The organism is Ruminiclostridium papyrosolvens C7, assembly GCF_000421965.1.
Taxonomy (GTDB): domain Bacteria; phylum Bacillota; class Clostridia; order Acetivibrionales; family DSM-1351; genus Ruminiclostridium; species Ruminiclostridium papyrosolvens_A.
This window is the reverse complement of record NZ_ATAY01000004.1, coordinates 13,099-36,295: the sequence shown is the minus strand read 5'-3', so window position 1 is coordinate 36,295 and position 23,197 is coordinate 13,099. Positions and strand designations below refer to the sequence as shown.

Sequence of the window (23,197 nt, the reverse complement as noted above, 5' to 3'; positions counted from 1 at the left end):
AATCCTGTATAGACTCAAAAAAGAACTTTAATATTTAACTTCTTTTGTTTGTTGCGCTCAAACGTGCCATTGCCCTCGCAAGAGCGGTCTTTGACCTCATATATTCTAATTGACTGAGTTTCTTCTGAAGCCGTTCCTCAGCACGCTGTTTTGCAGCCTTGGCTCTGTTAATATCTATTTCTTCCGGGTATTCGGCTGTATCGGTAAGTATAACAACCTTGTCGGGCATAATCTTTGCAAACCCTTCGGTAACAACTGCCTCAATCCATTTACCCTGTGCATTGATTCTGAGAGGTCCGACGCTTACAGCTGAAACCGTGGGTGCATGCTTTGCCAAAACGCCCATCTCACCATCACTGGATTTAAATATTACACACTCTGCCTCTCCTGAAAAAAACGTCCTCTCAGGTGTTAATACCTCTAAAAAAAATGTGGCCATGTCTTTTTTAACCTCCATAAGCCGTATATCGGCTTAAAATGCATTAAATCAGGGGATTATGCTTCCATTTCCTTTGCAGCTTCATAAACTTCTTCAATAGCGCCCTTCATATAAAAAGCTGCTTCCGGTATATTGTCCATCTTACCGTCGATAATCTCTTTAAATCCTCTAATAGTCTCCTTTAAAGGAACATACTTACCTTTATATCCTGTAAACTGTTCTCCTACAAAGAAAGGCTGTGACAAGTATCTCTGAATCTTTCTGGCTCTGAACACAGTCAACTTGTCTTCTTCCGGCAACTCATCCATACCGAGTATAGCAATAATATCCTGAAGTTCCTTATTCCTTTGAAGAATTTCCTGTACCCTTCTTGCAACAGCATAGTGTTCTTCACCAACAACCTTGGGATCAAGTATTCTTGATGTTGATTCAAGAGGATCAACTGCAGGATAAATTCCCATTGCAACGATATCTCTGCTTAAAACAGTAGTTGCATCAAGATGTGCAAAAGTAGTTGCAGGAGCAGGGTCAGTCAGGTCATCGGCAGGAACATATACTGCCTGAACGGAAGTAATTGAACCCTTGTTTGTTGATGCTATTCTCTCTTGCAGTGCACCAACATCCGTTGCCAGCGTAGGCTGATAACCAACCGCCGACGGAATTCTTCCCAATAATGCAGAAACCTCTGAACCGGCTTGGACGAACCTGAATATATTATCTATGAACAGAAGAACATCCTGTCCCATTTGATCTCTGAAGTACTCAGCCATTGTAAGTCCTGTAAGACCAACTCTCATTCTTGCTCCTGGTGGTTCATTCATCTGTCCGAAAACCATGGCAGTCTTTTCAATAACTCCTGAGTCATTCATATCATGCCATAAGTCATTACCTTCTCTGGTTCTTTCTCCAACACCGGTAAATATTGAATATCCACCGTGCTCTGTTGCTATATTTCTAATTAATTCCATTATGAGAACTGTCTTACCAACTCCGGCACCGCCGAAAAGTCCAATTTTACCACCCTTTGCATATGGTGCCAGCAAGTCTACTACCTTGATACCTGTCTCAAGTATTTCTGTGGAAGGCCTTTGTTCTTCCAATGATGGTGCTTCCCTATGTATGGGAAGGTAAGCAGTTGGTTCAACCGGTCCTGCTTTATCAACAGGCTCACCCAAAACATTAAAAATTCTACCCAGAACTTCCTTACCAACAGGTACAGTAATTGCATCACCCGTATCTTCAGCATTCATGCCTCTAACAAGTCCGTCTGTAGAAGACATTGCAACACATCTGACTGTATCGTTTCCAAGATGTTGCATTACTTCCGCAGTAACAGTACCAGAATCTGTAGGAATCTTAATAGCATTATATATGTTAGGCAAAATACCATTTTCAAATCTTATGTCAAGTACAGGACCTATAACCTGTACAATGACTCCGGAACTTCCAGCCATTTCATACACTCCTTTCAAAATTAGGAGAACTTTTTCATAGTAAATTTTTGTCCTCTATTTCTATTTTAAAGCCGAGGCGCCGCCAACAATTTCGGAAATCTCCTGAGTTATAGCCGCCTGTCTTGCTCTGTTGTAATACAGATTCAACTTTTGCAGCATTTCATCTGCGTTTTTAGTTGCGTTATCCATTGCAGTCATACGTGCATTCTGTTCACTTGTAAAAGCTTCAACAAATGTGCCGTACATAATACCTTTTATATACTTGGGAATAAGGACATCAAGAACTTCTTTTTCAGACGGTTCATATTTGAACTTCTGATCCAATACAATCTCATCAGCCTTTACATCCTCACGGAGAGCACCGATTTCAATTGGCAGAAGCTTTAATACCCTTGGCTCCAAAGATATAGCAGATATCATTTGAGTATAAACTATATAAACTTCATCTACTTCCTGCTTATTGTATAAATCAAGTATTATCTCTGTAATTTCCCTTGCCCTGAACACCGTAGGATTCTGAACTGCATAATCGAATTCAGTGTGGACATGGTATTCTTTCCTGGTAAAGTAAGACCTTCCTGTGGTACCTGCCACCAAAAGCAAAACGTTTTCTTTATTATCACCGATTTCACGTTCTGTAAGCTTGAGAATATTACTGTTGTATCCTCCTGCAAGACCCTTGTCACCGGTCATAACAATATATGCTTTCTTTTTGCCTTCCTTCTCGTCCCTTATGTCAAAAAATTTGCTTTCAACCTCCGCACTATGTGCAAGAATATCGGCTATGGTTTCTCTGACCTTGTTAAAGTACGGAAGTGTCTCTTCCAACTGCGTTCTGGCTTTTTTTAGTTTTGACGCCGATATCAACTTCATGGCCTTAGTAATTTGTCTCATCTGATTTATACTTTTGATACGTGATTTAATTTCACGCATATTGTTTGCCATATGATAAACCGCCGTTTCTGTCCCACAGCACGACAAAATTATAATCATAACGCTTATCTGCTGTGTTATTGTTTAGATAAGCTTTAATTAGTTTTAAACAAATTGAGCCTTAAACTCATCTGCCGCAGTCTTCATAAGCTTCGATATTTCATCGCTTATATCTCCTGTTTCAGCAATACTGGTCAGGATTTTAGGGTACTTTTCCTTTACATATGCCACAAATTCCTGATTAAACTTTCTAACCTTGTTAACAGGTAAGTCCATCAGATAGTTATTTGTAGCTCCATATAGTATCAGAACCTGTTCCTCAACCGGCAATGTTGCATACAGGGGTTGTTTCAGCGTCTCAACAAGACGTTCTCCCTGATTAAGCTTATCCCTTGTGGATTTATCAAGGTCAGACCCAAACTGAGCAAACGCTTCAAGTTCCCTGAACTGTGCAAGATTAATTCTCAAAGGCCCTGCAATTTTTCTCATTGCTTTTATCTGTGCAGAACCTCCAACCCTGGAAACTGATAATCCAACGTTAACAGCAGGTCTTTGTCCTGAATAGAACAATTCCGACTCTAGATATATCTGACCGTCTGTTATTGAAATAACATTTGTTGGGATATATGCCGAAACGTCTCCTGCAAGCGTTTCTATGATAGGAAGTGCGGTAATTGAGCCACCGCCAAGTTCATCACTAAGTTTAGCTGCTCTTTCAAGCAGTCTTGAGTGTAAATAGAAAACATCTCCGGGATAAGCTTCTCTTCCCGGCGGCCTTTTCAGCAGAAGAGACATTGCTCTGTAAGCAACCGCATGCTTGGACAAATCATCATAAATGATTAAAACATCCTTATGATATCTGTACATAAAGTCCTCTGCCATAGCACAGCCTGCATAAGGTGCAAGATACTGAACTGATGAAGGATCACTTGCAGTTGATGATACTACAATAGAGTATTCCATAGCTCCGAATTTCTCCAGAGTGTTTACAATACCCGTAATTGTTGATGCCTTTTGTCCTATTGCTACATAAACACAAATGACATCCTTGCCTTTTTGATTGATTATAGTATCAATAGCTATAGCTGTCTTACCTGTCTGTCTGTCTCCGATTATCAGCTCTCTTTGGCCTCTTCCTATTGGAATCAAGGCATCTAGTGCCATAATACCTGTTTGAAGCGGCTTGTTAACGCTCTTTCTGTCAATAACACCCGGAGCTGTAAAATCAACAGGACGATATTCTTCTGCTACAATATCACCCTTTCCATCCAACGGTTTTCCAAGCGGACTGACAACTCTCCCGATAAGACTTTGTCCAACCGGCACCTGAACAGTCTTTCCTGTTCTTTTAACAGTTGAACCTTCCTTTATCCCTCTGTCATCTCCCAGAACAACACATCCCACGTTATCTTCTTCGAGATTGAGAGCCATACCAAATACATTATTTTCAAACTGTAAAAGCTCGCCGGACATACATGATTTAAGTCCGTATATTCTCGCAATATTATCTCCGGACTGAAGAACGTATCCAATATCATCAGTCTTAACAGCAGTATCATAATTTTCAATCTGCTGTTTTATAATCGAGCTTATTTCTTCTGGTCTAAGACTCATGTTTCTCACCCCATATGTTCCGATACCATCAGCTAAACACTGACTATCTCAGTTAATGATTCTATCCTGCCTTTTACACTTCCATCGTAAACCTTGTCACCTATAATTACCTTTATACCGCCAATAAGTGATTCATCTACGATTTCAGTGGAATTTACAGCTACTGCATTATATTTCTTTTTAAACTTTTCCCTTATAGTCTCCAATTGAACTTCATCCAGTGGCGCAGCCATTATTATCCTCATATCCAGAACATTCGCCCTTTCATTTGACATTTGAACAAATTGGTTGAATATCCCGGGTATTTCGGTTGTCCTCTGCTTTGAAATAAGAAGCAACACCATATTCAGCATATTTTTGCTTAATCGGCCTGTAAATACATTTCTTATAAGAGCTTGCTTCTTATCCGTTTTAATAGTAGGATTATTCAAAAAATCTCTGAAGTCCTTATCGGAATTGTATAAGTTGGTAAAATCTCCAAATTCCTCTTTTACCCAATTAATATCTGAACCTGACAATTCCAGCAGTGCCTGTGCATACCTTTTTTCTACAAGTGGCATTAAATAGCACCTGCCTCGTCTATAAATTTATCCACCATCGCTTTATTAGCATCAGTATCCATATTAGCTTGCACTAACTTTGTTGCTGCTGCAATTGCAAGGACTGCAATCTGTTGCTTTGTCTGACGAAGCATCTCTTCCCTTTCACGTTCAACCTCTTCGCGGCCTTTTTCTACCACTGCTAAAGCATCTCTTTTTGCAGATGCGAGTATTTCATCATACTCACGCGTGGCTTTAGCTCTTGCTTCATTCATTAATTTGTCACCATCTAATTTTATGTTCTTTGTTTGTTCATCATATTTCTTACGTGCTTCAGCTGCTTCTAACTTCGCATTTTCAGCATCCTTTAACCCCTGTTCTATGGAACTTTTTCTCTCTTCCATTAGATTTGTAATAGGTTTAAAAAGGAATTTTCTCATAAACAAAAATAAGATTATTAGGTTTATGGCGACAAATATAAATGTATATCCATCAGGCTTTAACATGTACTCACATCCCCTTATTACTACCCGTATTTTTTCTATTTCAACTCAATAAACAATTATTTATATATAATTATATTACTAAGCTTTATTATTAAATTTACTTACTAATACATATCTGTGAAAGATATTATTAACATCTCTCACAGATATGCCTAAGTACAAAACAATATACTGTTCCCTCTTAAAAACAATTTGATTATTACATTTTTAAGAAAACCAGTACCAAAGCTACTACCAAACCATAGATAGCTGTTGCTTCTGCAAGAGCTGCACCTAGAAGTAGAGATGTTCTAATTGAACCTGCTGCCTCTGGTTGTCTGGCAATTCCTTCAACAGCTTTGCCTGTTGCCAAGCCGATACCTATTCCTGCACCAATACCTGTAAATGCTGCAATAGCAGCTGCTATCGCTATTATACCTGTCCCTGTCATAATTTCACCCCCTTATTCTAATGCCTCTGAGATATATATAGAAGTCAAAAACATAAACACATATGCTTGAAGAATTCCATCAAACAAATCAAAATAACAACTTAATAATGCTGGTGCAAATATCGGCAATGCCATATAAATAAGCTCCATAACTATAAATGCACCTAATATATTACCAAAGAGACGCAGTGCCAACGATGTAGGTTTTATTAAATAATCAAGAATATTAAAAGGAAGCATTACTGGTGTTGGCTTGACAAAGCTCTTTATCCAGCCGCCTACCCCCTTATATCTTATTCCTGCATAAATTACTACACAAATTGACATTACTGCCAAGCATATAGTAACGTTTATATTTCTGGTAGGAGGTCTTAATTTGAAGCCTTCTTCTCCTCCAGGAATAATATTAAATATTGAAACCGTATTGGCTAAAACCAAGAATAACATAACAGTACCTAGATATGGTGCAAATGCTTTCCAGTGATGGGGAATTGCATCCTTAACCATATTGTTGATAAACTCTACTATTATTTCAGCAATATTCTGTCTCTTATTTGGGATTAAAGAAAGTTTACGTGTTAAAAAAATAGCAAGAACAATCATTATAGCCATTATAATCCACATAGTAACTACAAGATCAGAAACCGGAATTTTAAATCCAAATAGATTTATAATAAATGCAGTGTGTGATTCCATTGCATGAGTAAGTTTTTCTCCCATTATATCACCTTCTCTCCAAACTGATTTTTTGTAATGCCTAAGGTTTCTGTTATAGTATTGAGCACTATAACTATCATAACCGATAAAGTACCAGTCAATGCAGCCAGCAAAGCGTATACACCAAAGCTCACTGCAAGGACAAATGTGATAGTAATAATTCCTAGGTTAAATAAATATATCACTAAATTTAGTACAACTGCAACTGTTTTATTGGCACCTTCGCCCAAATGCTTCAGTACAGACTCAAGCACAGCTAATCTCAACAATGAAAATATCACACTGACAGTGAGTATGATTATTATTGGTAGTCTATGATGTTTTACAAAAAAACATACAGTAAGCAACACCAAATATACAATTAGAACCCTTTTAATAAAAAACTTTATACTATTACTCATATTTATTATTTTATTGTGCCACTCTCCATAAAAAGTTGTTAAGTTTTCCGCCAAAATTTACGATATCTATTTAGGTTACTTATCTGCGTACAATGATAATAACCACTGGTTGGCAAGAAATTAGTTAAATAATAGCACAGTAAAAAAGGTAAATCAATGGTTCTTTGACGAAAAGTGCCATTATGGGGTTAGTGAATTTAGTAAAAATGCACAAAAGAAATTCAAAAAATTCAGGAGTGGTCATTCTATGGATATTACAACCATTGTAGGTTTGGTACTGGGTCTTGGTGGGGTTATTGCAGGATATTTGGAAGAAGGAGGCCAATTAGGCGCCCTTTTCAAAGTAGCTCCGTTTCTGATTGTTTTTATCGGGGGTTTTGGTGCGACACTGGTTGCATTTCCCTTATCAGAAGTTAAGAAAATGCTTTCTACAATAAGCATGCTGTTTGTTCAGAAGAAATATAACGAAATAGATATTATTAACGAGCTGGCGGATTTATCTGAGAAGGCCAGAAAAGATGGACTTCTTAGTCTTGAGCAGGATGCCCAGACTAATAAGAATGACCTTATAAGAAAAGGCTTAGCCCTTGTTGTTGACGGTATAGAAACAGAAGTAATAAAGGACATACTTGCAAGAGAGACCGAACTTCAGGAAGAGATTTACGAGTCAGGTGCAAAAATATTCGAGTCTATGGGCGGAACATGGCCGGCCATGGGAGTTTGTGGAACGGTTATGGGTATGATTAGTATCCTTAAAGATTTGTCGGATTCCGCAGCACTTGGACCTAAGATATCCAGTGCCTTTATTGCAACCATGTACGGTGTTGCCTTCGCTAACCTTGTATGGCTGCCATTCGGCTCAAAAATAAAGGCTAAAGCTGCCCGTGAAACAATGATTAATGAAATCATAATAGAAGGTCTGTTATCCATACAGGCAGGAGAAAATCCACGTATTATCAAGGAAAAACTCAACCTTAACTTGATGGAGAAGTTAAACGGTGCTAAAAACAAATCAGTAGCTACTGCGGAAGAAGGAGCTGAAGCATAAGCATGGCAAAGGAAAAAATTATCAAGGATAATAATGAGCGTTGGCTCTTGACTTACGCCGACCTGATGAACTTGTTGCTAATACTCTTTATAATATTGTATTCCATGAGCCAGGTTAACACTGAAAAGTTTCAGCAGCTCTCACAATCTCTGAGTTCTGCCTTTGGCAATGGAGAACGGCCATCTGTAGTTCAGGGTGGCAGTTCAGGAAATTCTTTGATTGATTTTCCGGCTACTATGCCGTCTCCCGTAATACCGTCAAAGATTGAGGATCAACAGATGGAGGCATTGCAAGAGGAAATAAACGGCCTTGTGGACTCTGAAGGTTTAAAAGGAAACGTAGCAGTAACCATGCAGGAACGTGGTATAGTTGTTACTATAAATGAGAAGATACTGTTTAAGAGCGGAAGTGCTATAATAGAGCCAAAAGATCAAGACACGGTAATAAAAATAGGCAAAGACATTCTGAGTAAGATTCCAAACAAACATATCCGTGTAGAAGGCCATACTGATAATATCCCAATGAAGAGTGCCTTATATGCATCTAACTGGGAATTGTCTGCGGCAAGAGCAATAAATGTTTTGAAGCTTTTGGTTGATAAAGGCGGTATTAACCCAAAGATGATTGCTCCTGTGCCATACGGTGAATATTCACCGTTAGTTCCAAATACTACAGATGCTAACAGAGCAAAAAACAGAAGAGTTGATATCGTAATACTTAGGGATTCATCAAGCAAAGGTGAAGCTGATACAGATAAAGAAGGCTCAATCGCTAAATAATACGAATAATATAAAACCTAAAAGGGGCTGTTGCCAAATGAATATCAATTATTCATTTGACAACAGCCCCTTTAAAATAGCTTATTTATTTAATTTTATAGAATCAAACACTAAACTCCTGAGGTATTTCATCTGTTAAACCGAAGTGATACAGAAGCACTTTAACAATTCTTTCTGAAGCATGTCCATCACCATATGGATTTACTGCCTTTGCCATCATATCATAGTCTTCCTTGTCATCAAGAAGCTTTGAGGCATGTTCTATTATTTCGCTTTCGACTGTTCCGGCAAGTCTAACGGTACCTGCTTTAACAGCCTCCGGCCTTTCAGTTTCTTTTCTTAATACAAGTACCGGCTTGCCCAAAGTTGGTGCCTCTTCCTGTATTCCGCCGGAATCTGTCATTATCATGTATGACCTTGCCATAAGGTTATGCATATCCTGAACATCCAATGGAGGAATTAAGTGAACTCTTTCTTTGCCTCCAAGTATCTCCTTGGCCGTTTCCTGTACAACCGGGTTTAAATGAACTGTATAAACCAGTTCAACATCGTCATACTTATCAACAATTGCAGCAAGTGCACGACAGATATTGTGAAGTGGTTCCCCAAGGTTTTCTCTTCTGTGGGCAGTAACAGCAATAATTCTTTTATTTTTAAAGTCTATATCTCTGAGTTCTTCGCACTGGAAGGTGTAGTCTTCTTTTACAGTTGTTTTTAATGCATCATTTACCGTATTACCCGTAACATATATTGAATCCTGACTTACACCTTCTCTTAAAAGATTTTCCCTGTTTGTTTGAGTTGGTGCAAGGTGAATATCAGCCATTGACCCGGTAAGTTTCCTATTCATTTCTTCCGGATACGGAGAGTACTTGTCAAATGTCCTCAAGCCTGCTTCTACATGTCCGACAGCTATCTGCTTGTAAAAAGCTGCAAGGCTGCCCACGAAACATGTTGTAGTATCGCCGTGCACCAGTACTATATCAGGTTTTTCCTGTTCCATAACCTTCTCAAGTCCTTCAAGAGCCCTTGTTGTAATACCTGTTAAGGTTTGTCTGCTCTGCATTATATTCAAATCGTGCTGAGGTGTAATTTCAAACATTTTCAATACCTGATCAAGCATCTCTCTGTGCTGAGCTGTTACACACACAATGGAATCAATTTTATCGCATCTTTCCAATTCCTTTACAAGAGGTGCCATCTTAACGGCATCAGGTCTTGTACCGAATATTGTCATTACCTTTAGTCTGTCCAACTTTCTACCTCCTATTATAGACATTCTTGACGGGTTGTACAGGTAGTGAACCTCTTTTGCCCTACTGGCACTGTTCACTTCACTCATATACATTGATCCGCCTACTATGAATATAGCTACCGCTATTACCAATATAATGGCGCTAACGGGCCCTTTATAGTCAAGTACTACAGCACATAACCCCAGTGCCGCACTTGCAACATATATAACCAAGACCGATTGTTTCTGGGTAAGCCCCATATCAACAAGTCTGTGGTGCAAATGTCCTCTGTCCGCAGCCATCGGTGATTTACCGCTTGCAACTCTTCTGAGAATCGCAAAAAGTGTATCAAACAAAGGCAGTGCCAGAACCAGCAGCGGTACGGCTATAGCTATGGCCGTATAAGACTTGTATGTACCTTGAATGGATATCGTCCCCAGTACAAATCCTAAAAATGTTGCTCCCGTATCTCCCATAAAAATCTTTGCAGGATTGAAATTATAAGGCAAGAAACCCAGTACAGATCCTGCAAGAATTGCAGCCAGTACCGCTGTACGAATATCGGGATCACCCCTCATTACAGAAACAAAGAATAAAGACATGGAAGCAATTGATGATACACCTGCCGCCAGTCCGTCCAATCCGTCAATAAAATTGATAGCATTTGTAATACCTACTATCCATATTATAGTCAAAGGGTATGAAATCCATGGCCCAAAGGTTGATATTCCAATGACCGAAAAGGGATTGGTAACAAATTCAATTCTGGTACCGGTTAATGCGACTATAAGAGCGGCTACTATCTGAATAGGAAATTTAAGTTTTGCGCTTAATGCCAGTTTATCATCTATAAAACCCAATACTGCAATAATTAAACTACCTGCAATTAAACCCAGAAAACGCTTGTCAAAAACCAAAGCAGTTCCTACATTTAATAATTTGGAGCTGACTATACTAAATAGTATTGAAACAAAAAATCCCGCAATTATAGCCAAACCGCCCAACAATGCGGTTGGTTTCTTATGCATCCTTCGACTGTCCTTGGGAACGTCAACAACCCCTAATTTAAAAGCAAGGCTTTTTACTGCCGGAGTAGCTGAAAAAGCAACTATAAATGCAAGGGTGAAAGAAATAAAATACTCATATACACTCGACATTTAAACACCTTCTTGTATTATAACCATAGACAAAACCACACTAAAACATACCATCCAAACATCAAAATAGAGGGAGGCAGTCCCCCTCTGTTTATTATCATGTTTTAAGTGTCAATGCCCAAGGTCATAGTTCTATAATCTAACAACCTCTATACCGGCTTCACTGAGAAGCGTCATCGCCAGTTCATCAGGATATTCACCATTAAATACAATTCTGATAATGCCCGCATTGATGGCCAATTTGGCACACAGAACGCAAGGTTGATTTGTAACATACAACGTAGCCCCGCTTACACTGGTTCCGCTGTATGCAGCCTGAACAATGGCGTTCTGCTCTGCGTGAATTGCTCTGCATAATTCATGTCGCTGCCCCGACGGGATATTCAACTTTTCTCGCATGCATCCAACTTCAGAGCAGTGCTTACAGCCCACAGGAGCACCATTATACCCTGTAGCAAGAATTCTCTTATCCTTTACGATAACGGCACCCACTTGTCTCCTAATACAGGTAGACCTGGTCTTAATCAGTTCTACAATCTGCATGAAATACTCATCCCAAGACGGCCTCATAAAGCACCCCCTAAAGTTAAACTTTTGCTAAAAATAAAATCCACAAATATAACTGATTAATTATTTTGTTCCGAATAATCTGTCTCCTGCATCTCCAAGTCCCGGAACGATATATGCATGATCATTAAGGATTTCATCAACCGCTGCGCAGTAGATTTCAACATCCGGATGATCCTTATGCATTCTTTCAATTCCTGCTTTTGCAGCAATAAGGCACATAAGCTTTATATTCTTTACGCCTCTGTTCTTGATAAACTGGATTGCTGCTGATGCCGAACCACCTGTAGCGAGCATTGGGTCGAGAACAACGATCTCTCTCTCCTCAACATCAACAGGCAGCTTGCAGTAGTATTCAACCGGTTCTAATGAATCAGGATCTCTATATAACCCGATATGTCCTACTTTAGCCATTGGGATAAGTCTCAGCATACCGTCAACCATTCCCAGACCTGCTCTCAATATCGGAATTATTCCAAGTTTCTTGCCTGAAATAACCTTGGTTTTAGCCATTCCTATAGGAGTTTCAATTTCCACTTCTTTTAGTGGCATATTTCTGGTAACTTCATAACCCATAAGCATTGCTATCTCTGCAACTAATTCTCTGAATTCCTTTGTATTTGTGTTCTTGTCTCTAAGCAGCGATATCTTATGTTGTATGAGCGGGTGGTCAAAAACAAATACATTCTCCATTTTTTAAATTCCTCACTTTGTAAAATATTTTTTTTCAATGTCTGAAATTTTGTCAAGCCTGTTCTGGTGTCTTCCACCAAGAAATTCTGTTTCCAGCCATGTTTCAATTATATCGAGAGCAAGTCCCGGTCCTACAACTCTTTCGCCTATGGCGATTATGTTGGCATCATTGTGCTGTCTGCACATTTTTGCCATATAGCTGTCGGTACACAATGCTGCTCTTGCACCCGGAACCTTATTGGCAGCTATTGATATGCCAATCCCGGTACCGCATATTAAAATACCTTTTTCACATTCCTTACTGGCTACAGCCTCTGCTACAGCCCGTCCATAATCAGGATAATCAACTGAGTCCGGACAGTTTGTACCAAAGTCCTTTACCTCAAGCCCCTTGCTTTCCAAAAACTTTATAATATCTGCTTTTAACAGATATCCCGCATGGTCACTTCCTATTGCAATCATAATTCCTCCAAAAATTGACAAAATTACTCTACAGCTATAACCACATCTTTAATTATTTTATAGTATAAATTATTACATGTCAAAAAAAACTCAATTTGTTTAAAAGTAGTTTTATACATTCCTGTAATTCCTTGGCACAAGCCTCGTATACGCCATATGGCATTCCGTAGGGATCACTAATATCAGCCGCACTGCCATCGGGGTTTAAATCCAGATAAACATACTCTTTTAAGGTAAAAATCTGAGTTTTTTTCTGGGGGCATAATCCTTTTATAATATCCCTGTGCTGTCGTGTCATTGTCAGAATCAAATCTGCCTGTTCTGCATCTGTGTTGGTGAGCATTTTTGCCTGATGGGAAGATATATCTATATCCCACAGGCTTTTCAGTGCTTTTATGGAGTGTCCCGAAGCCGGCTCACCGTCAAATGCACTTATTCCTCTTGATGCGGTTATTATCCTTCGAGAATCCTGCAGGTCTTTTAAAGCCTCTTTCATTAATCCTTCTGCCATACAACTGCGACAGGTATTACCGGTACAAACAAATATTATCTTTATAGCATCTGCTAATGAGTTACTTTCCTTCATTGTCAACCTCCAAAATAAAACTAAACAAGGTCTGCCTTGACAATATCATATCCGGCTGCTTTTACCATCCTATTCATTATTGCCAATCCTACACCGTTTTGATCAACAGCTTCTGCCAGAATAATGTCCACTCCCCTGTCATCAAATTCTCTTAAAATTGAAAACAGGCTGGATGCAATAGTTTCAGGGTGATTTCTGTCCCCCATTGAAATCGTCTCATAGAGATGATACCTGTCAAAGGTCTGATCTGTAGAACATACTCCGACTTTTTTGTCTTCCTTTTTATATTTTTCCGCCAGATTGCACACTACTTCAGCCTGTTTGTCCATATCACTGCTTTCAACTATAATAACATGGGCCTTGGGTGAATAGTGTTTGTACTTCATCCCCGGTGACCTTGGCACATTGTCCGCAGTCACTTTCCCCATAATCGTCTTATCAATATCTATATGTCCTATAATTTCTTCTATTTGGCGTGGTGTTATTCCTCCCGGTCTTAAAAGAACCGGAGGGTCTACCGAAACATCAAGAACAGTGGATTCAAGTCCTACGCTGGAACTGCCTGCCTCTACTACTATCTCTATTTTTCCGTCAAGGTCATCCAATACATGCTGTGCCGTAGTGGGACTCGGTTTGCCCGAAACGTTGGCACTTGGGGCGGCAACGGGGATTCCTGCCAGTTTTATAAGCTCAAGGGCAACCGGATGTCCCGGCATCCTTATGGCAACCGTATCCAGCCCTGCTGTTATCTCTCTTGGAATAACAGAACTTTTTTTCATTACAAGGGTAAGGGGCCCTGGCCAAAGCTTGTCCATTAATGCAACCGCCTTATCAGGGATAAAGGAAGTCAGCTCCGAAACCTTCTCTCTGTCTGCTATATGTACTATAAGAGGATTATCGGAAGGTCTTCCCTTAGCCTTGAATATTTTGCTTACAGCAACACCGTCAAGGGCATTGGCTCCCAGGCCGTACACAGTTTCTGTGGGAAAAGCCACAGTCATGCCCTGTTTCAATGCTTCAGCAGCCGGCTCTAATGCAATTTTGTCTATATTTTCTGCATCTATTTTAATAACCTGTGTTTTCAAACATTTCACCTCTAATATGGTATTGGTACTAATTGAGCATCGTTACTATTATACCACATACTATTCCCAATATATTGCCTACCGATGACATTCTCCCCAGATAAATCCTCTTGGATTCAGGGATAAGTTCACCGAAGACTACATACAGCATGGCTCCTCCGGCAAATCCAAGGCACAGTGCAATAAATTGCTGTGAAACATGGCCAAGGACTGCTCCAATAAAAGCTCCCAAGCCCATTGGCACCCCTGACAGTACAGTCAACAGAAAAGCCTTTTTTGCAGAAAACCCACCAATTTTCATCGGAAGTGCCATTGCAATACCTTCGGGTACATCGTGAATGGCAATTATAATAGTAAGAGTAAGCCCTAGTTTAACAGAAGCTTCAAAACCCGAACCAACGGCGAATCCTTCAGGAAGGTTATGAAGTGCGAGACCTACCGATACAAGTATTCCCGCTCGCAGTAAACTAGAGTTTCCTCTTGTATTTTTCACGCTATCAAGCCTTTTTACCATATCGTCAAGGATTATTACAATCAGTATTCCCAAACCCATTCCTATGATGGTTAAATTCAGTCCTGCAATCTTAAACGCTTCGGGGACGAGTTCAAAGCATACTACAGCAGTCATCAGTCCTGCTGAAAATTCCAAAATAGAGCTAAGCAGCCTGTTGCTTATGCTTTTATCCACAAAAAAGGCTATCAATCCGCCAATACCTGTTCCGGTAATGCCTGATATCAAGCCTACAATTGTTATCTTCAAAATATGTTCCACAGCAAAATCCTTCTTTTTATATAGTATGTCTACTAAATACTATTCCGGTTATCTGTGAAATATTATTAAATTGTCCTACTTTTTATTTACAATCATTAATCCTCATCATCAGCACCGCTTCCGAGCTTCTCGGATTGGTCTGTAGTTATGAGAGCATCTATTAGTTCGTCAAGGTCTCCGTCAAGTACCTGTTCCAGCTTGTACAGTGTAAGATTGATACGGTGGTCGGTTACTCTTCCTTGAGGATAGTTGTAGGTTCTGATTCTTTCACTTCTGTCACCTGTCCCAACCTGACTCTTCCTGTCCTGAGCAACCTCGTTTATCTGCTGTTCCTGCGCTATTTCATAAAGTTTTGAACGAAGTATCTTCATCGCCCTATCTTTATTTTTGTGCTGTGATCGTTCATCCTGACAGCTTACAACTATCCCTGAAGGCATATGGGTTATTCTTATTGCAGAATCAGTCTTGTTAATATGCTGTCCTCCTGCACCACTGGCCCTGTAAGTGTCTATCCTCAAATCACTTGGATTGATGTCTACATCCACTTCCTCAACTTCCGGCAAAACAGCAACCGTTATAGTTGAGGTATGAATACGTCCGCTTGATTCTGTGGAAGGTACTCTTTGAACCCTGTGTACTCCGCTTTCAAATTTAAGCCTGCTGTACGCACCCTTTCCTTCTATGGAAAACACAACTTCCTTGAATCCGCCCAATTCGGTAGGATTGGAGTCCATTATTTCATACTTCCAACGTTTTTTTTCGGTCATACTTTGTCATAGCTCTGAAAAGAACTCCGGCAAATAATGCTGCTTCTTCACCGCCAGCCCCTCCACGAATTTCAACGATAACGTTTTTATCATCATTTGGGTCTTTGGGGACAATCAATATTTTCAACTGTCTTTTTATCACCTCAAGTTTTTCCTGAGCTTCTTGGAACTCCTGCTGAACCATTTCCCTGAAGTCCTTGTCCAAAGTCTGATCAAGAAGTTCTCTCGCTTCTTCAATTTCTTTTGTTACTTTTGTGTATTCCCTGTACTTCTGAACAATTTCTTCCAGATCAGAATACTCTTTCATATATTTTTTATACTCATCCTGGTTGTTAATGACATCGGGGTCACTAAGCTTGTGGCTTATCTCCTCATATCTGTCTTCTGCAGCCTGAAGTTTGTCAAACATAAATTCCTCCGTAAAACAACAGTTTCTATTTTTTGGCTTTCAAGTAATAGTTTTATATATAAATTGGCTAATATGCATTAATTTGCATAAATGCTGAATATACAGTAAAATCCCATACGCAATTCAATATTATATCATGAACAATTAATTTTATCTACAGAAAATAAACAGTCTGAAAAGCATAGCTTTTCAGACTGTTTATTTTGGTGGAAAATATCTATTTTATAGTATGGGTAAGTTTACGGTGGTTATTTGTACTACTTTACAATCTCTACATGGCCGTTCATGGTTTCTACGGTTATATTAACCTTGCAGAGTCCTGACTCATAATTCTTGCTTTCCGCTTCAATAAAACTTCCGCCTGTGCCCTGACGGTTAACATTATGATATAGAATTTCCGGAACCAGCAGATTGATAGTTCCGTTGGTTGCATGGGCCTTTACTTTGTAAACCCTGCTGTCCATATCATTCATATTCACCTTTATTCCTCCATTTGAGGTTTTAAGGTACATATCCATATCAGTTTCCCCATCAACATTCTGGGCATTTTCAATGCTAATTCTGCCGTTCTTTGTAACTGCATTAACAGATTTCGCTTTTATGTGTTTTATATCTATAACAGCATTTGATGTATTTATATCTATTGTGTCTCCGATAATGTAATTTAACTGAATTCTACCATTTTTTGTGTTTACGGAAATCTTGTCACTATTTACTCCCATTAACTCTATATGTGCATTTTTAGTAACAGCTGTGATTTCTTCGGAAATAGAATCTTCAATATATATTTTACCATTTGAGTTCTGAATTGCAATTTTTTTAAACTTAATGTCAGGAATAAATATTTCATGAGATACACTAACATTGAAAGCAGTACTGTTAACGTTTATAGAAATATTAGCCGGATCATCGGAAAACGTAACAACTCCCTCTCCGTCCGGAACTGAGCTTTTTATTCGTGATATAATAACAATCTTTGAATCTAGATGTTTTTTTATAGTTATTGCTCCATTTACTCCTGCTATTTCGAAGGTTGCATTCTCCGAAGGGTATACCTCAAAGTTCTTTTGAACCGTTTGGCAACTTCCGAAAACATTAAAGGAATTTGTATCAACGAAGCTTCCTACATAATCTATTACCTTGTCTACAATTCCAAATGTTGTTGAGGCTACATTTTTACCGATTTTTTCAGCCTTATTGGCAAAATCATCAATCATATTATCAAAATCAGCCTGATTATAATTGTTTTTAAATCCTTTTTTCCATTCATTAACCTTTTCTCTTACTTTTGCAGCCTCTTCGGTAAAACCGTTTGCTTTTTGATTACCTTTATATCCGTTAGCAGATTCCTGTTCTGCCTTTTCATCAAGAGCCGCCAGTAATTTTGCAGCCTCTTCGCTTGTAATTTTCTTTTCTTCAAGCATCTTTAGTATTAATAATTTTTCTTCGCTTATAGACATTATTTAAATCCCTCCTAAAATTCAGATAGAAAAATGTTATTCCTTCATCAGTTCTATTGCTTCTTCAACACTAATTTCTCCGCTGTTAAGCTTATCAAGTATTTCCTTCTTTCTACCTGGAACTTCGGGCTGCGGTTCACCTTTATGTCCAAGTGCTGCCGCTACATCTTCCAGCTTATTCTTTACTGTGGGATATGACACGCCCAGCTCTTTTTCAACTTCCTTTATATTTCCTCTGCACTTTATGAATACGTCTAAAAATGCTCTTTGATCATTTGTAAGCTTGCAGAACTTGCATAGTTTAAAATGCCCTTCAATAACAGTATCACAGCTGTTACATGTTATCCTTGTTACTTCAGTCTCGTTTCCGCAAACCGGGCATTTGCCGATAGCTTCTCTTGCCATAAAATCACCTCTTGAATTTAATTAAGTTAAATTTGTTTATATTCGCCAATGTTAATTTTCCCAGACAATTAATTAATTTTTTTAATCCGTCAATTAATATTATTAATCTTATATTAATATATTATGCTCAATCTTATATAATGTCAATATTATTTTTAATTTTTTTAACTAATTTATTAATTTTTATGAAATATGGATTAAAATAATTAATAATGAGAATATAAAAAACTGCCTCAACAAGATTCAATAATCTGTGTGAGACAGTCTAATAACTCTTTTTTAAACATTTTCCTTTTTACTGGCCTGTACCTTTACTATTCTCCTACCTTCCATTTCGGTTACTCTAAAAACTATATTTTCATACTGGACAATAGGTTTCTCATCTACTTTTGGTATTCGACCCAGAAGCTTTAGAATAAAACCTCCCAAGGTATCAAATTCGTCTACGGGAAGATCCTCATCCAATACTTCCTCAACCCTGTCAAGATCGATTGCACCACCGAACACATAAGTGTCATTTTCGAGATATTCTATATCTTTTTGTTCTACATCGTATTCGTCAAATATGTTTCCAACTATTTCTTCCAGCAAATCTTCTATAGTAACTATTCCTGATGTACCACCGTACTCATCTATTACAACTGCCAGATGAACCTTGTTCTTCTGCATTTCTTTGAATAACTCGTCAGTTCTCTTTGATTCCGGAACGAAGTATGCACTTCTTGTAATTTTTTTCAGACTAAAATCCTTAGCATTATTTTGTGTGTACTCCAATAAATCCTTTACATGCAATATGCCCACAACATTATCCAAATTTTCACTGTAAACAGGAACTCTGGTGTATTTGTCCCGGTTCATGACGTATAAAACATATTCAAGGTCTGAATCCACAGGGATACCATCGATATCTGTACGATGCGTCATTATCTCCGATACGTGTTTATTATCAAACTCAAATATATTGTCAATCATTTCCTTTTCAGAATCCTGTATAACGCCTCTCTCTTCGCCGACTTCCATCATCATCCTGATTTCTTCCTCGGTTACTTTTTCATCGTCCCCGCCTGCCGGATTTCCGCCAAAAATCTTGATAAAGAAGTTTGTTGAAAACGTCAGAAATCTTACAAAAGGATTTGTTACTCGGGATAGGAACATCAATGGGCCTACTGCAATGTTAGCTAAGAACTCAGCCTTTTGCATAGCCAATCTCTTAGGTATCAACTCACCAAAAACCAATGTAAAGTACGAAAGGATTATAGTAATCACTACTAGCGAAATACTTCTGATAACAGATTCAGCAACCGGCAAACCTGCCTTTACTAATAATCCCGTTAAGTCGTCCACAAAGCTTTCCGTTGCAAATGCACTTGCAAGGAAACCTGCCAATGTTATACCTATCTGAATGGTTGCCAAAAACCTGCTTGGCTCGCTAAGAAAGCTATAGAGCTGTTTTGCTTTTTTATCTCCCTCTTCCGCCTGCTTCTTAATTATTTTGTCATTCAAAGAAATGAGGGCAATCTCAGACCCCGAAAAAAATGCGTTTAACAGTACAAGAACCACAAGCAGTAAAACTTTAGTTAACAAATAATCCAACCTCCACGCTATATATATGCAAAGTTTATTTACGCAACCGTCTCGTATAAACCTAATATACTAAAAAGCAAATTTTGTGTCAACTCATGGAAACAGTCCCAAAACCTTGTTTATTATAGCTTTTCTCATTTTGGCCAGATATATTTATCAACTGCTTTTTCTACGTTTAAATTTTATGACAAACAACAGTCCCACTGACATAAATAATAAACAAACCCCCAATACCACAGCATCCTCACCTGACATTCGGGTTGCTGACTGCATATTATGAGTTCCTATATCATTTTTGCCATTTGGTGGCTGAAATCCGCCTCCCCTCATGCCTCCATTTCCAAAGGACATATTTTTGACAAAATTTATCTGTTCGTCAGTCAATCCTAGTGCTTTTAACTGCTGTAGTTGTTCATCGGTCAAATCTTTTCCGTTGGCGGATTGTATTATCTTCATCGCCTGCATCATCACATCCCTGTCAGGCATATCCCCGAAGCCCTGCATATTACCCGGCGGCATTTGACCATCACCTTGCTGTTGGTTCCCTTGGGGTGGTTTCATTCCATCTTGGGGCATTTGATTATCACCCTGCTGCTGATTTCCTTGAGGCGGTTCCATGCCTCCCTGTGGCATTTGACCATCACCTTGCTGTTGGTTCCCTTGGGGCGGTTCCATGCCTCCCTGTGTAAATTGACCATCACCCTGCTGCTGATTTCCTTGAGGCGGTTTCATTCCATCTTGGGGCATTTGATTATCACCTTGTTGCTGTTTTCCTTGCGGTTGATTTGCACCGTCTTTGCCCATTCTGCCGCCTCCGCCTTGTGTCCCCATAACTGAAAGGTTTATTGCAGATGCATCCATTAATTTGTCAGAAGCCTTTGACTGTCCTTGGGTAGTTGATGGAATACTTCCGCCAAGCTGTCCCTGAATACTTTTTGCTCTTAGCTTGCCGAATTCTTTCAGCATAGCTATACCTGCGGTATATTTGTCATATGAAAAAAATGCCGTTGAATCATTTTTAACATACTCCCCAATCAATGAATTCAGTTTATCCACTTTTTTGTCAAATTCTCCGTTGTCAAAATACCCGTTAAGTATGTCCTGCAGATAATTATGATATTTTGCCTTATACTCATCAACTTCAAGAAGTTTGTTCAAAATCGGCCTCTCAGACATTTCAATTCCTGATACGGGCGTGTCTATAGGGAAGTTTACCGCTGCAGACGCCGACCCCGACTGAAATCCTGCAAAAGCAAGATTATAATCCCACGGGAGCATTGAAAGCTGACCGTTGTCCTCATAGAGATAATAGTTATGCTTCATATTGCTGAAATAACTGTCCAGATTAACTACCACTGTATTTACTGCAAAATATCTAAGGCATTCATCAACATTGATATATTTTTCAAGTTCTGTTCCGTTGTTTAAATTCTCAATGGCTTTTATAACTCTTTTATAGTCTGCATCAGTACCTTTAAATATTTCCCCTTCAAATATGTTTGAATAACTGCTTATTTTATCATCAATATATTTCAGGTCTGCCCCTCCGCCTTGATTATTTCCAAATCCGCCGAATCCCGGCCCTCCCGGGAACCCTCCGGGACCTCCCTGATTTGCGCCCTGATTCTGATTCTGATTATTTGCGCCTTTTTGTTGGTCTTGATTATTATTTTTTGTATCAGCTGTTTTTGTTTTGCCATTCATTCCATCGCCTTTGGCAGTGGCACCTGAAACTGCTTCTGATTGTTGCTGCTGATTTCCGTTTTCCCGTTTAATATCCTTCTGACCTTCCTGATTGCCCGGAAAATCCTTCATCATTCCATTTCCCCGGTCCCCCATAGTTTCGGGCTTATACAATTTCCCGAAATCGTCACCATAATTTCTCTCGGCGAAGGATTCCTCCATAGCCTCAACTGCAAGATAGAAGCCCCACTTTTCTCCGTTTATAGTTACATCTGTGTAGGCAAACAAAGGAGTAGTAACACCTATATAGGACATCATATCAAGAGAAAGGTATTCCTTCATATATGTGGAATCTGCCTGTATATTGTTTATAACCATTTTGTCCATCCCCATACAAGTTTGTCCTTTTATATAGTGGTCGAACTCCAATTTAAAGCTGTATCTGTCTGAATCGCTGTTTGCTACCATGGATAAGCTCGAATTACCTTTAGGCCTTATACCCACTGATTTATAGGTTATACCGTTGATAGTTGCATCACATTGTATATACTCTTCACCTGTTGCATTTTTCAGCATGTTTTCCCAATCGTTCTTATCCGCCTTTATATCAATAGAAATTATCTTATCCTTATTAAACAACTTTGTGACATATTCAGGCTGGGAATTTTCAGTGGCTATTCCTATTGAGTCAGGAACAGTCATAAAAATTCCGGTAAATACAACCACCACGAGCAGAACAACAGCAATAAGTATATTTATATATTTGCTGGTTATCATAAGCTGCCTCCAAATTTATGACATGTACTCCCCGTTATAGCTTACAAGTACTGTGTTTGTTACTCCTCCGATATCTGAAATTCTGTTTACAAACTCAGTCGTACTGTCTTTTAGTCTGACTTCTACAGTGAGTTCAATTCCGCTTGTGGTAACAGCCTTTGATTTAATCATGTGCTTTTTAACATTATCACTTATGGCACTGTTGACCAGCTTTTCTGCTTTTTCGTCAGTACAATTTACTACCAAGATGTACGGATTATCAGTGGTTTTCTTGTTTACGAACAATACCATAACCACTCCTATGAACAATGAGCCGAATACACCCAGTGGTATAAGCCCTGCACCTGTCACAATACCTGCGGAAATGGACCAGAACAGGAATGCTATGTCCATTGGTTCCTTTATAGCCGACCTGAAACGTACAATTGACAATGCACCAACCATACCAAGGGAAAGAATAACGTTGGATGTTACCGCCAGTATTATCAGCGTGGTTATAAGTGTCATTGCCAGTAGGGAAACTCCAAAGCTTGCGGAGTACATTACACCATTAAAGGTTTTCTTGTAAACATAAAATATAAATAGTCCAAGTGCAAAGGAAACCGCCAATGCGATTACCATATCCAAAGGTGAAAAAGATGAAACCTTTTCAATAAAATTAGATTTAAAAATATCATTAAAATTCATTTACTTAA

At 38.9% G+C, this 23,197-nt stretch carries 23 protein-coding genes and 2 pseudogenes; 2 read left to right on the top strand and 23 right to left on the bottom strand.

Features of this window, described 5'->3' with window-relative positions:
- Window positions 1–34: 34 nt before the first annotated feature.
- The 9 genes from atpC to L323_RS21555 form a co-directional block, all read right to left on the bottom strand.
- Window positions 35–439, bottom strand: a complete 405-nt coding sequence (gene atpC, locus L323_RS21595) for an ATP synthase F1 subunit epsilon (protein WP_020813718.1) — start codon at window positions 437–439, stop codon at window positions 35–37.
- A 56-nt stretch (window positions 440–495) separates the two neighbouring features.
- On the bottom strand, window positions 496–1,893 hold the full coding sequence (gene atpD / locus L323_RS21590) for a F0F1 ATP synthase subunit beta (RefSeq protein ID WP_020813717.1): 1,398 nt from the start codon (window positions 1,891–1,893) through the stop codon (window positions 496–498).
- A 60-nt stretch (window positions 1,894–1,953) separates the two neighbouring features.
- On the bottom strand, window positions 1,954–2,838 hold the full coding sequence (gene atpG, locus L323_RS21585; RefSeq protein WP_020813716.1) for an ATP synthase F1 subunit gamma: 885 nt from the start codon (window positions 2,836–2,838) through the stop codon (window positions 1,954–1,956).
- A 93-nt stretch (window positions 2,839–2,931) separates the two neighbouring features.
- Entirely contained in the window at window positions 2,932–4,440 is a 1,509-nt protein-coding gene (gene atpA / locus L323_RS21580) for a F0F1 ATP synthase subunit alpha (RefSeq protein WP_031341671.1), read from the bottom strand.
- A 32-nt stretch (window positions 4,441–4,472) separates the two neighbouring features.
- A complete protein-coding gene (locus tag L323_RS21575) occupies window positions 4,473–5,000 on the bottom strand; it encodes a F0F1 ATP synthase subunit delta (RefSeq protein WP_020813714.1) in 528 nt (175 codons plus the stop codon).
- The gene (atpF, locus tag L323_RS21570) at window positions 5,000–5,485 is read right to left on the bottom strand and encodes a F0F1 ATP synthase subunit B (RefSeq protein WP_020813713.1); all 486 of its coding nucleotides are present in this window, start codon (window positions 5,483–5,485) and stop codon (window positions 5,000–5,002) included. The genes L323_RS21575 and atpF overlap by 1 nt, the downstream gene beginning before the upstream one ends.
- Before the next feature lie 199 nt (window positions 5,486–5,684).
- Window positions 5,685–5,915 (bottom strand): ATP synthase F0 subunit C, encoded by a 231-nt coding sequence (gene atpE / locus L323_RS21565; RefSeq protein ID WP_020813712.1) that lies wholly within the window; start codon window positions 5,913–5,915, stop codon window positions 5,685–5,687.
- 12 nt (window positions 5,916–5,927) lie between these two features.
- Complete coding sequence (locus tag L323_RS21560) at window positions 5,928–6,635, bottom strand: F0F1 ATP synthase subunit A (RefSeq protein ID WP_020813711.1); 708 nt, start codon at window positions 6,633–6,635, stop codon at window positions 5,928–5,930.
- Window positions 6,635–6,886, bottom strand: a complete 252-nt coding sequence (locus tag L323_RS21555; RefSeq protein WP_038274993.1) for a hypothetical protein — start codon at window positions 6,884–6,886, stop codon at window positions 6,635–6,637. Before L323_RS21555 ends, L323_RS21560 begins: the two co-directional genes overlap by 1 nt.
- A 394-nt stretch (window positions 6,887–7,280) precedes the next feature.
- On the opposite strand from L323_RS21555, the gene L323_RS21550 reads away from it, so the two are divergent.
- Entirely contained in the window at window positions 7,281–8,081 is an 801-nt protein-coding gene (locus tag L323_RS21550; protein WP_020813709.1) for a flagellar motor protein, read from the top strand.
- Window positions 8,082–8,083: 2 nt separating this feature from the next.
- Entirely contained in the window at window positions 8,084–8,860 is a 777-nt protein-coding gene (locus tag L323_RS21545; RefSeq protein ID WP_020813708.1) for a flagellar motor protein MotB, read from the top strand.
- 103 nt (window positions 8,861–8,963) lie between these two features.
- Here the strand turns inward: L323_RS21545 and wecB are convergent, their stop codons facing one another.
- From wecB to L323_RS21485, 14 genes and pseudogenes are all read right to left on the bottom strand, one after another.
- Window positions 8,964–10,115, bottom strand: a complete 1,152-nt coding sequence (gene wecB / locus L323_RS41545) for a non-hydrolyzing UDP-N-acetylglucosamine 2-epimerase (protein WP_031341670.1) — start codon at window positions 10,113–10,115, stop codon at window positions 8,964–8,966.
- A gap of 408 nt (window positions 10,116–10,523) precedes the next feature.
- Window positions 10,524–11,123, bottom strand: a pseudogene (locus L323_RS41540) (MraY family glycosyltransferase); the annotation flags it as partial.
- Window positions 11,124–11,384: 261 nt separating this feature from the next.
- The gene (locus L323_RS21535; protein WP_020813706.1) at window positions 11,385–11,822 is read right to left on the bottom strand and encodes a deoxycytidylate deaminase; all 438 of its coding nucleotides are present in this window, start codon (window positions 11,820–11,822) and stop codon (window positions 11,385–11,387) included.
- Window positions 11,823–11,882: 60 nt separating this feature from the next.
- Complete coding sequence (upp, locus tag L323_RS21530; protein ID WP_020813705.1) at window positions 11,883–12,512, bottom strand: uracil phosphoribosyltransferase; 630 nt, start codon at window positions 12,510–12,512, stop codon at window positions 11,883–11,885.
- A 12-nt stretch (window positions 12,513–12,524) separates the two neighbouring features.
- Window positions 12,525–12,974 (bottom strand): ribose 5-phosphate isomerase B, encoded by a 450-nt coding sequence (gene rpiB, locus L323_RS21525; RefSeq protein WP_020813704.1) that lies wholly within the window; start codon window positions 12,972–12,974, stop codon window positions 12,525–12,527.
- Between the two features lie 79 nt (window positions 12,975–13,053).
- Complete coding sequence (locus tag L323_RS21520) at window positions 13,054–13,560, bottom strand: low molecular weight protein arginine phosphatase (RefSeq protein ID WP_020813703.1); 507 nt, start codon at window positions 13,558–13,560, stop codon at window positions 13,054–13,056.
- Between the two features lie 20 nt (window positions 13,561–13,580).
- Window positions 13,581–14,645, bottom strand: coding sequence for an L-threonylcarbamoyladenylate synthase (locus tag L323_RS21515; RefSeq protein WP_020813702.1), 1,065 nt, complete (start codon window positions 14,643–14,645; stop codon window positions 13,581–13,583).
- A 28-nt stretch (window positions 14,646–14,673) separates the two neighbouring features.
- Entirely contained in the window at window positions 14,674–15,417 is a 744-nt protein-coding gene (locus L323_RS0120370) for a ZIP family metal transporter (RefSeq protein ID WP_031341668.1), read from the bottom strand.
- Window positions 15,418–15,512: 95 nt separating this feature from the next.
- Window positions 15,513–16,593: pseudogene (prfA, locus tag L323_RS21510) on the bottom strand (peptide chain release factor 1).
- Window positions 16,594–16,850: 257 nt separating this feature from the next.
- The gene (locus L323_RS21505) at window positions 16,851–18,053 is read right to left on the bottom strand and encodes a DUF4097 family beta strand repeat-containing protein (protein WP_020813701.1); all 1,203 of its coding nucleotides are present in this window, start codon (window positions 18,051–18,053) and stop codon (window positions 16,851–16,853) included.
- Window positions 18,054–18,089: 36 nt separating this feature from the next.
- Window positions 18,090–18,458 (bottom strand): DUF2089 domain-containing protein, encoded by a 369-nt coding sequence (locus L323_RS21500; RefSeq protein WP_014311968.1) that lies wholly within the window; start codon window positions 18,456–18,458, stop codon window positions 18,090–18,092.
- A gap of 279 nt (window positions 18,459–18,737) precedes the next feature.
- Complete coding sequence (locus tag L323_RS21495) at window positions 18,738–20,042, bottom strand: hemolysin family protein (protein ID WP_020813700.1); 1,305 nt, start codon at window positions 20,040–20,042, stop codon at window positions 18,738–18,740.
- 156 nt (window positions 20,043–20,198) lie between these two features.
- Window positions 20,199–22,502, bottom strand: a complete 2,304-nt coding sequence (locus L323_RS21490; RefSeq protein WP_020813699.1) for a CotH kinase family protein — start codon at window positions 22,500–22,502, stop codon at window positions 20,199–20,201.
- Window positions 22,503–22,517: 15 nt separating this feature from the next.
- Window positions 22,518–23,189 carry a DUF4956 domain-containing protein gene (locus L323_RS21485; RefSeq protein WP_020813698.1) on the bottom strand — a complete coding sequence of 224 codons (672 nt, stop codon included), beginning with the start codon at window positions 23,187–23,189 and terminating at the stop codon, window positions 22,518–22,520.
- Window positions 23,190–23,197 lie beyond the last annotated feature (8 nt).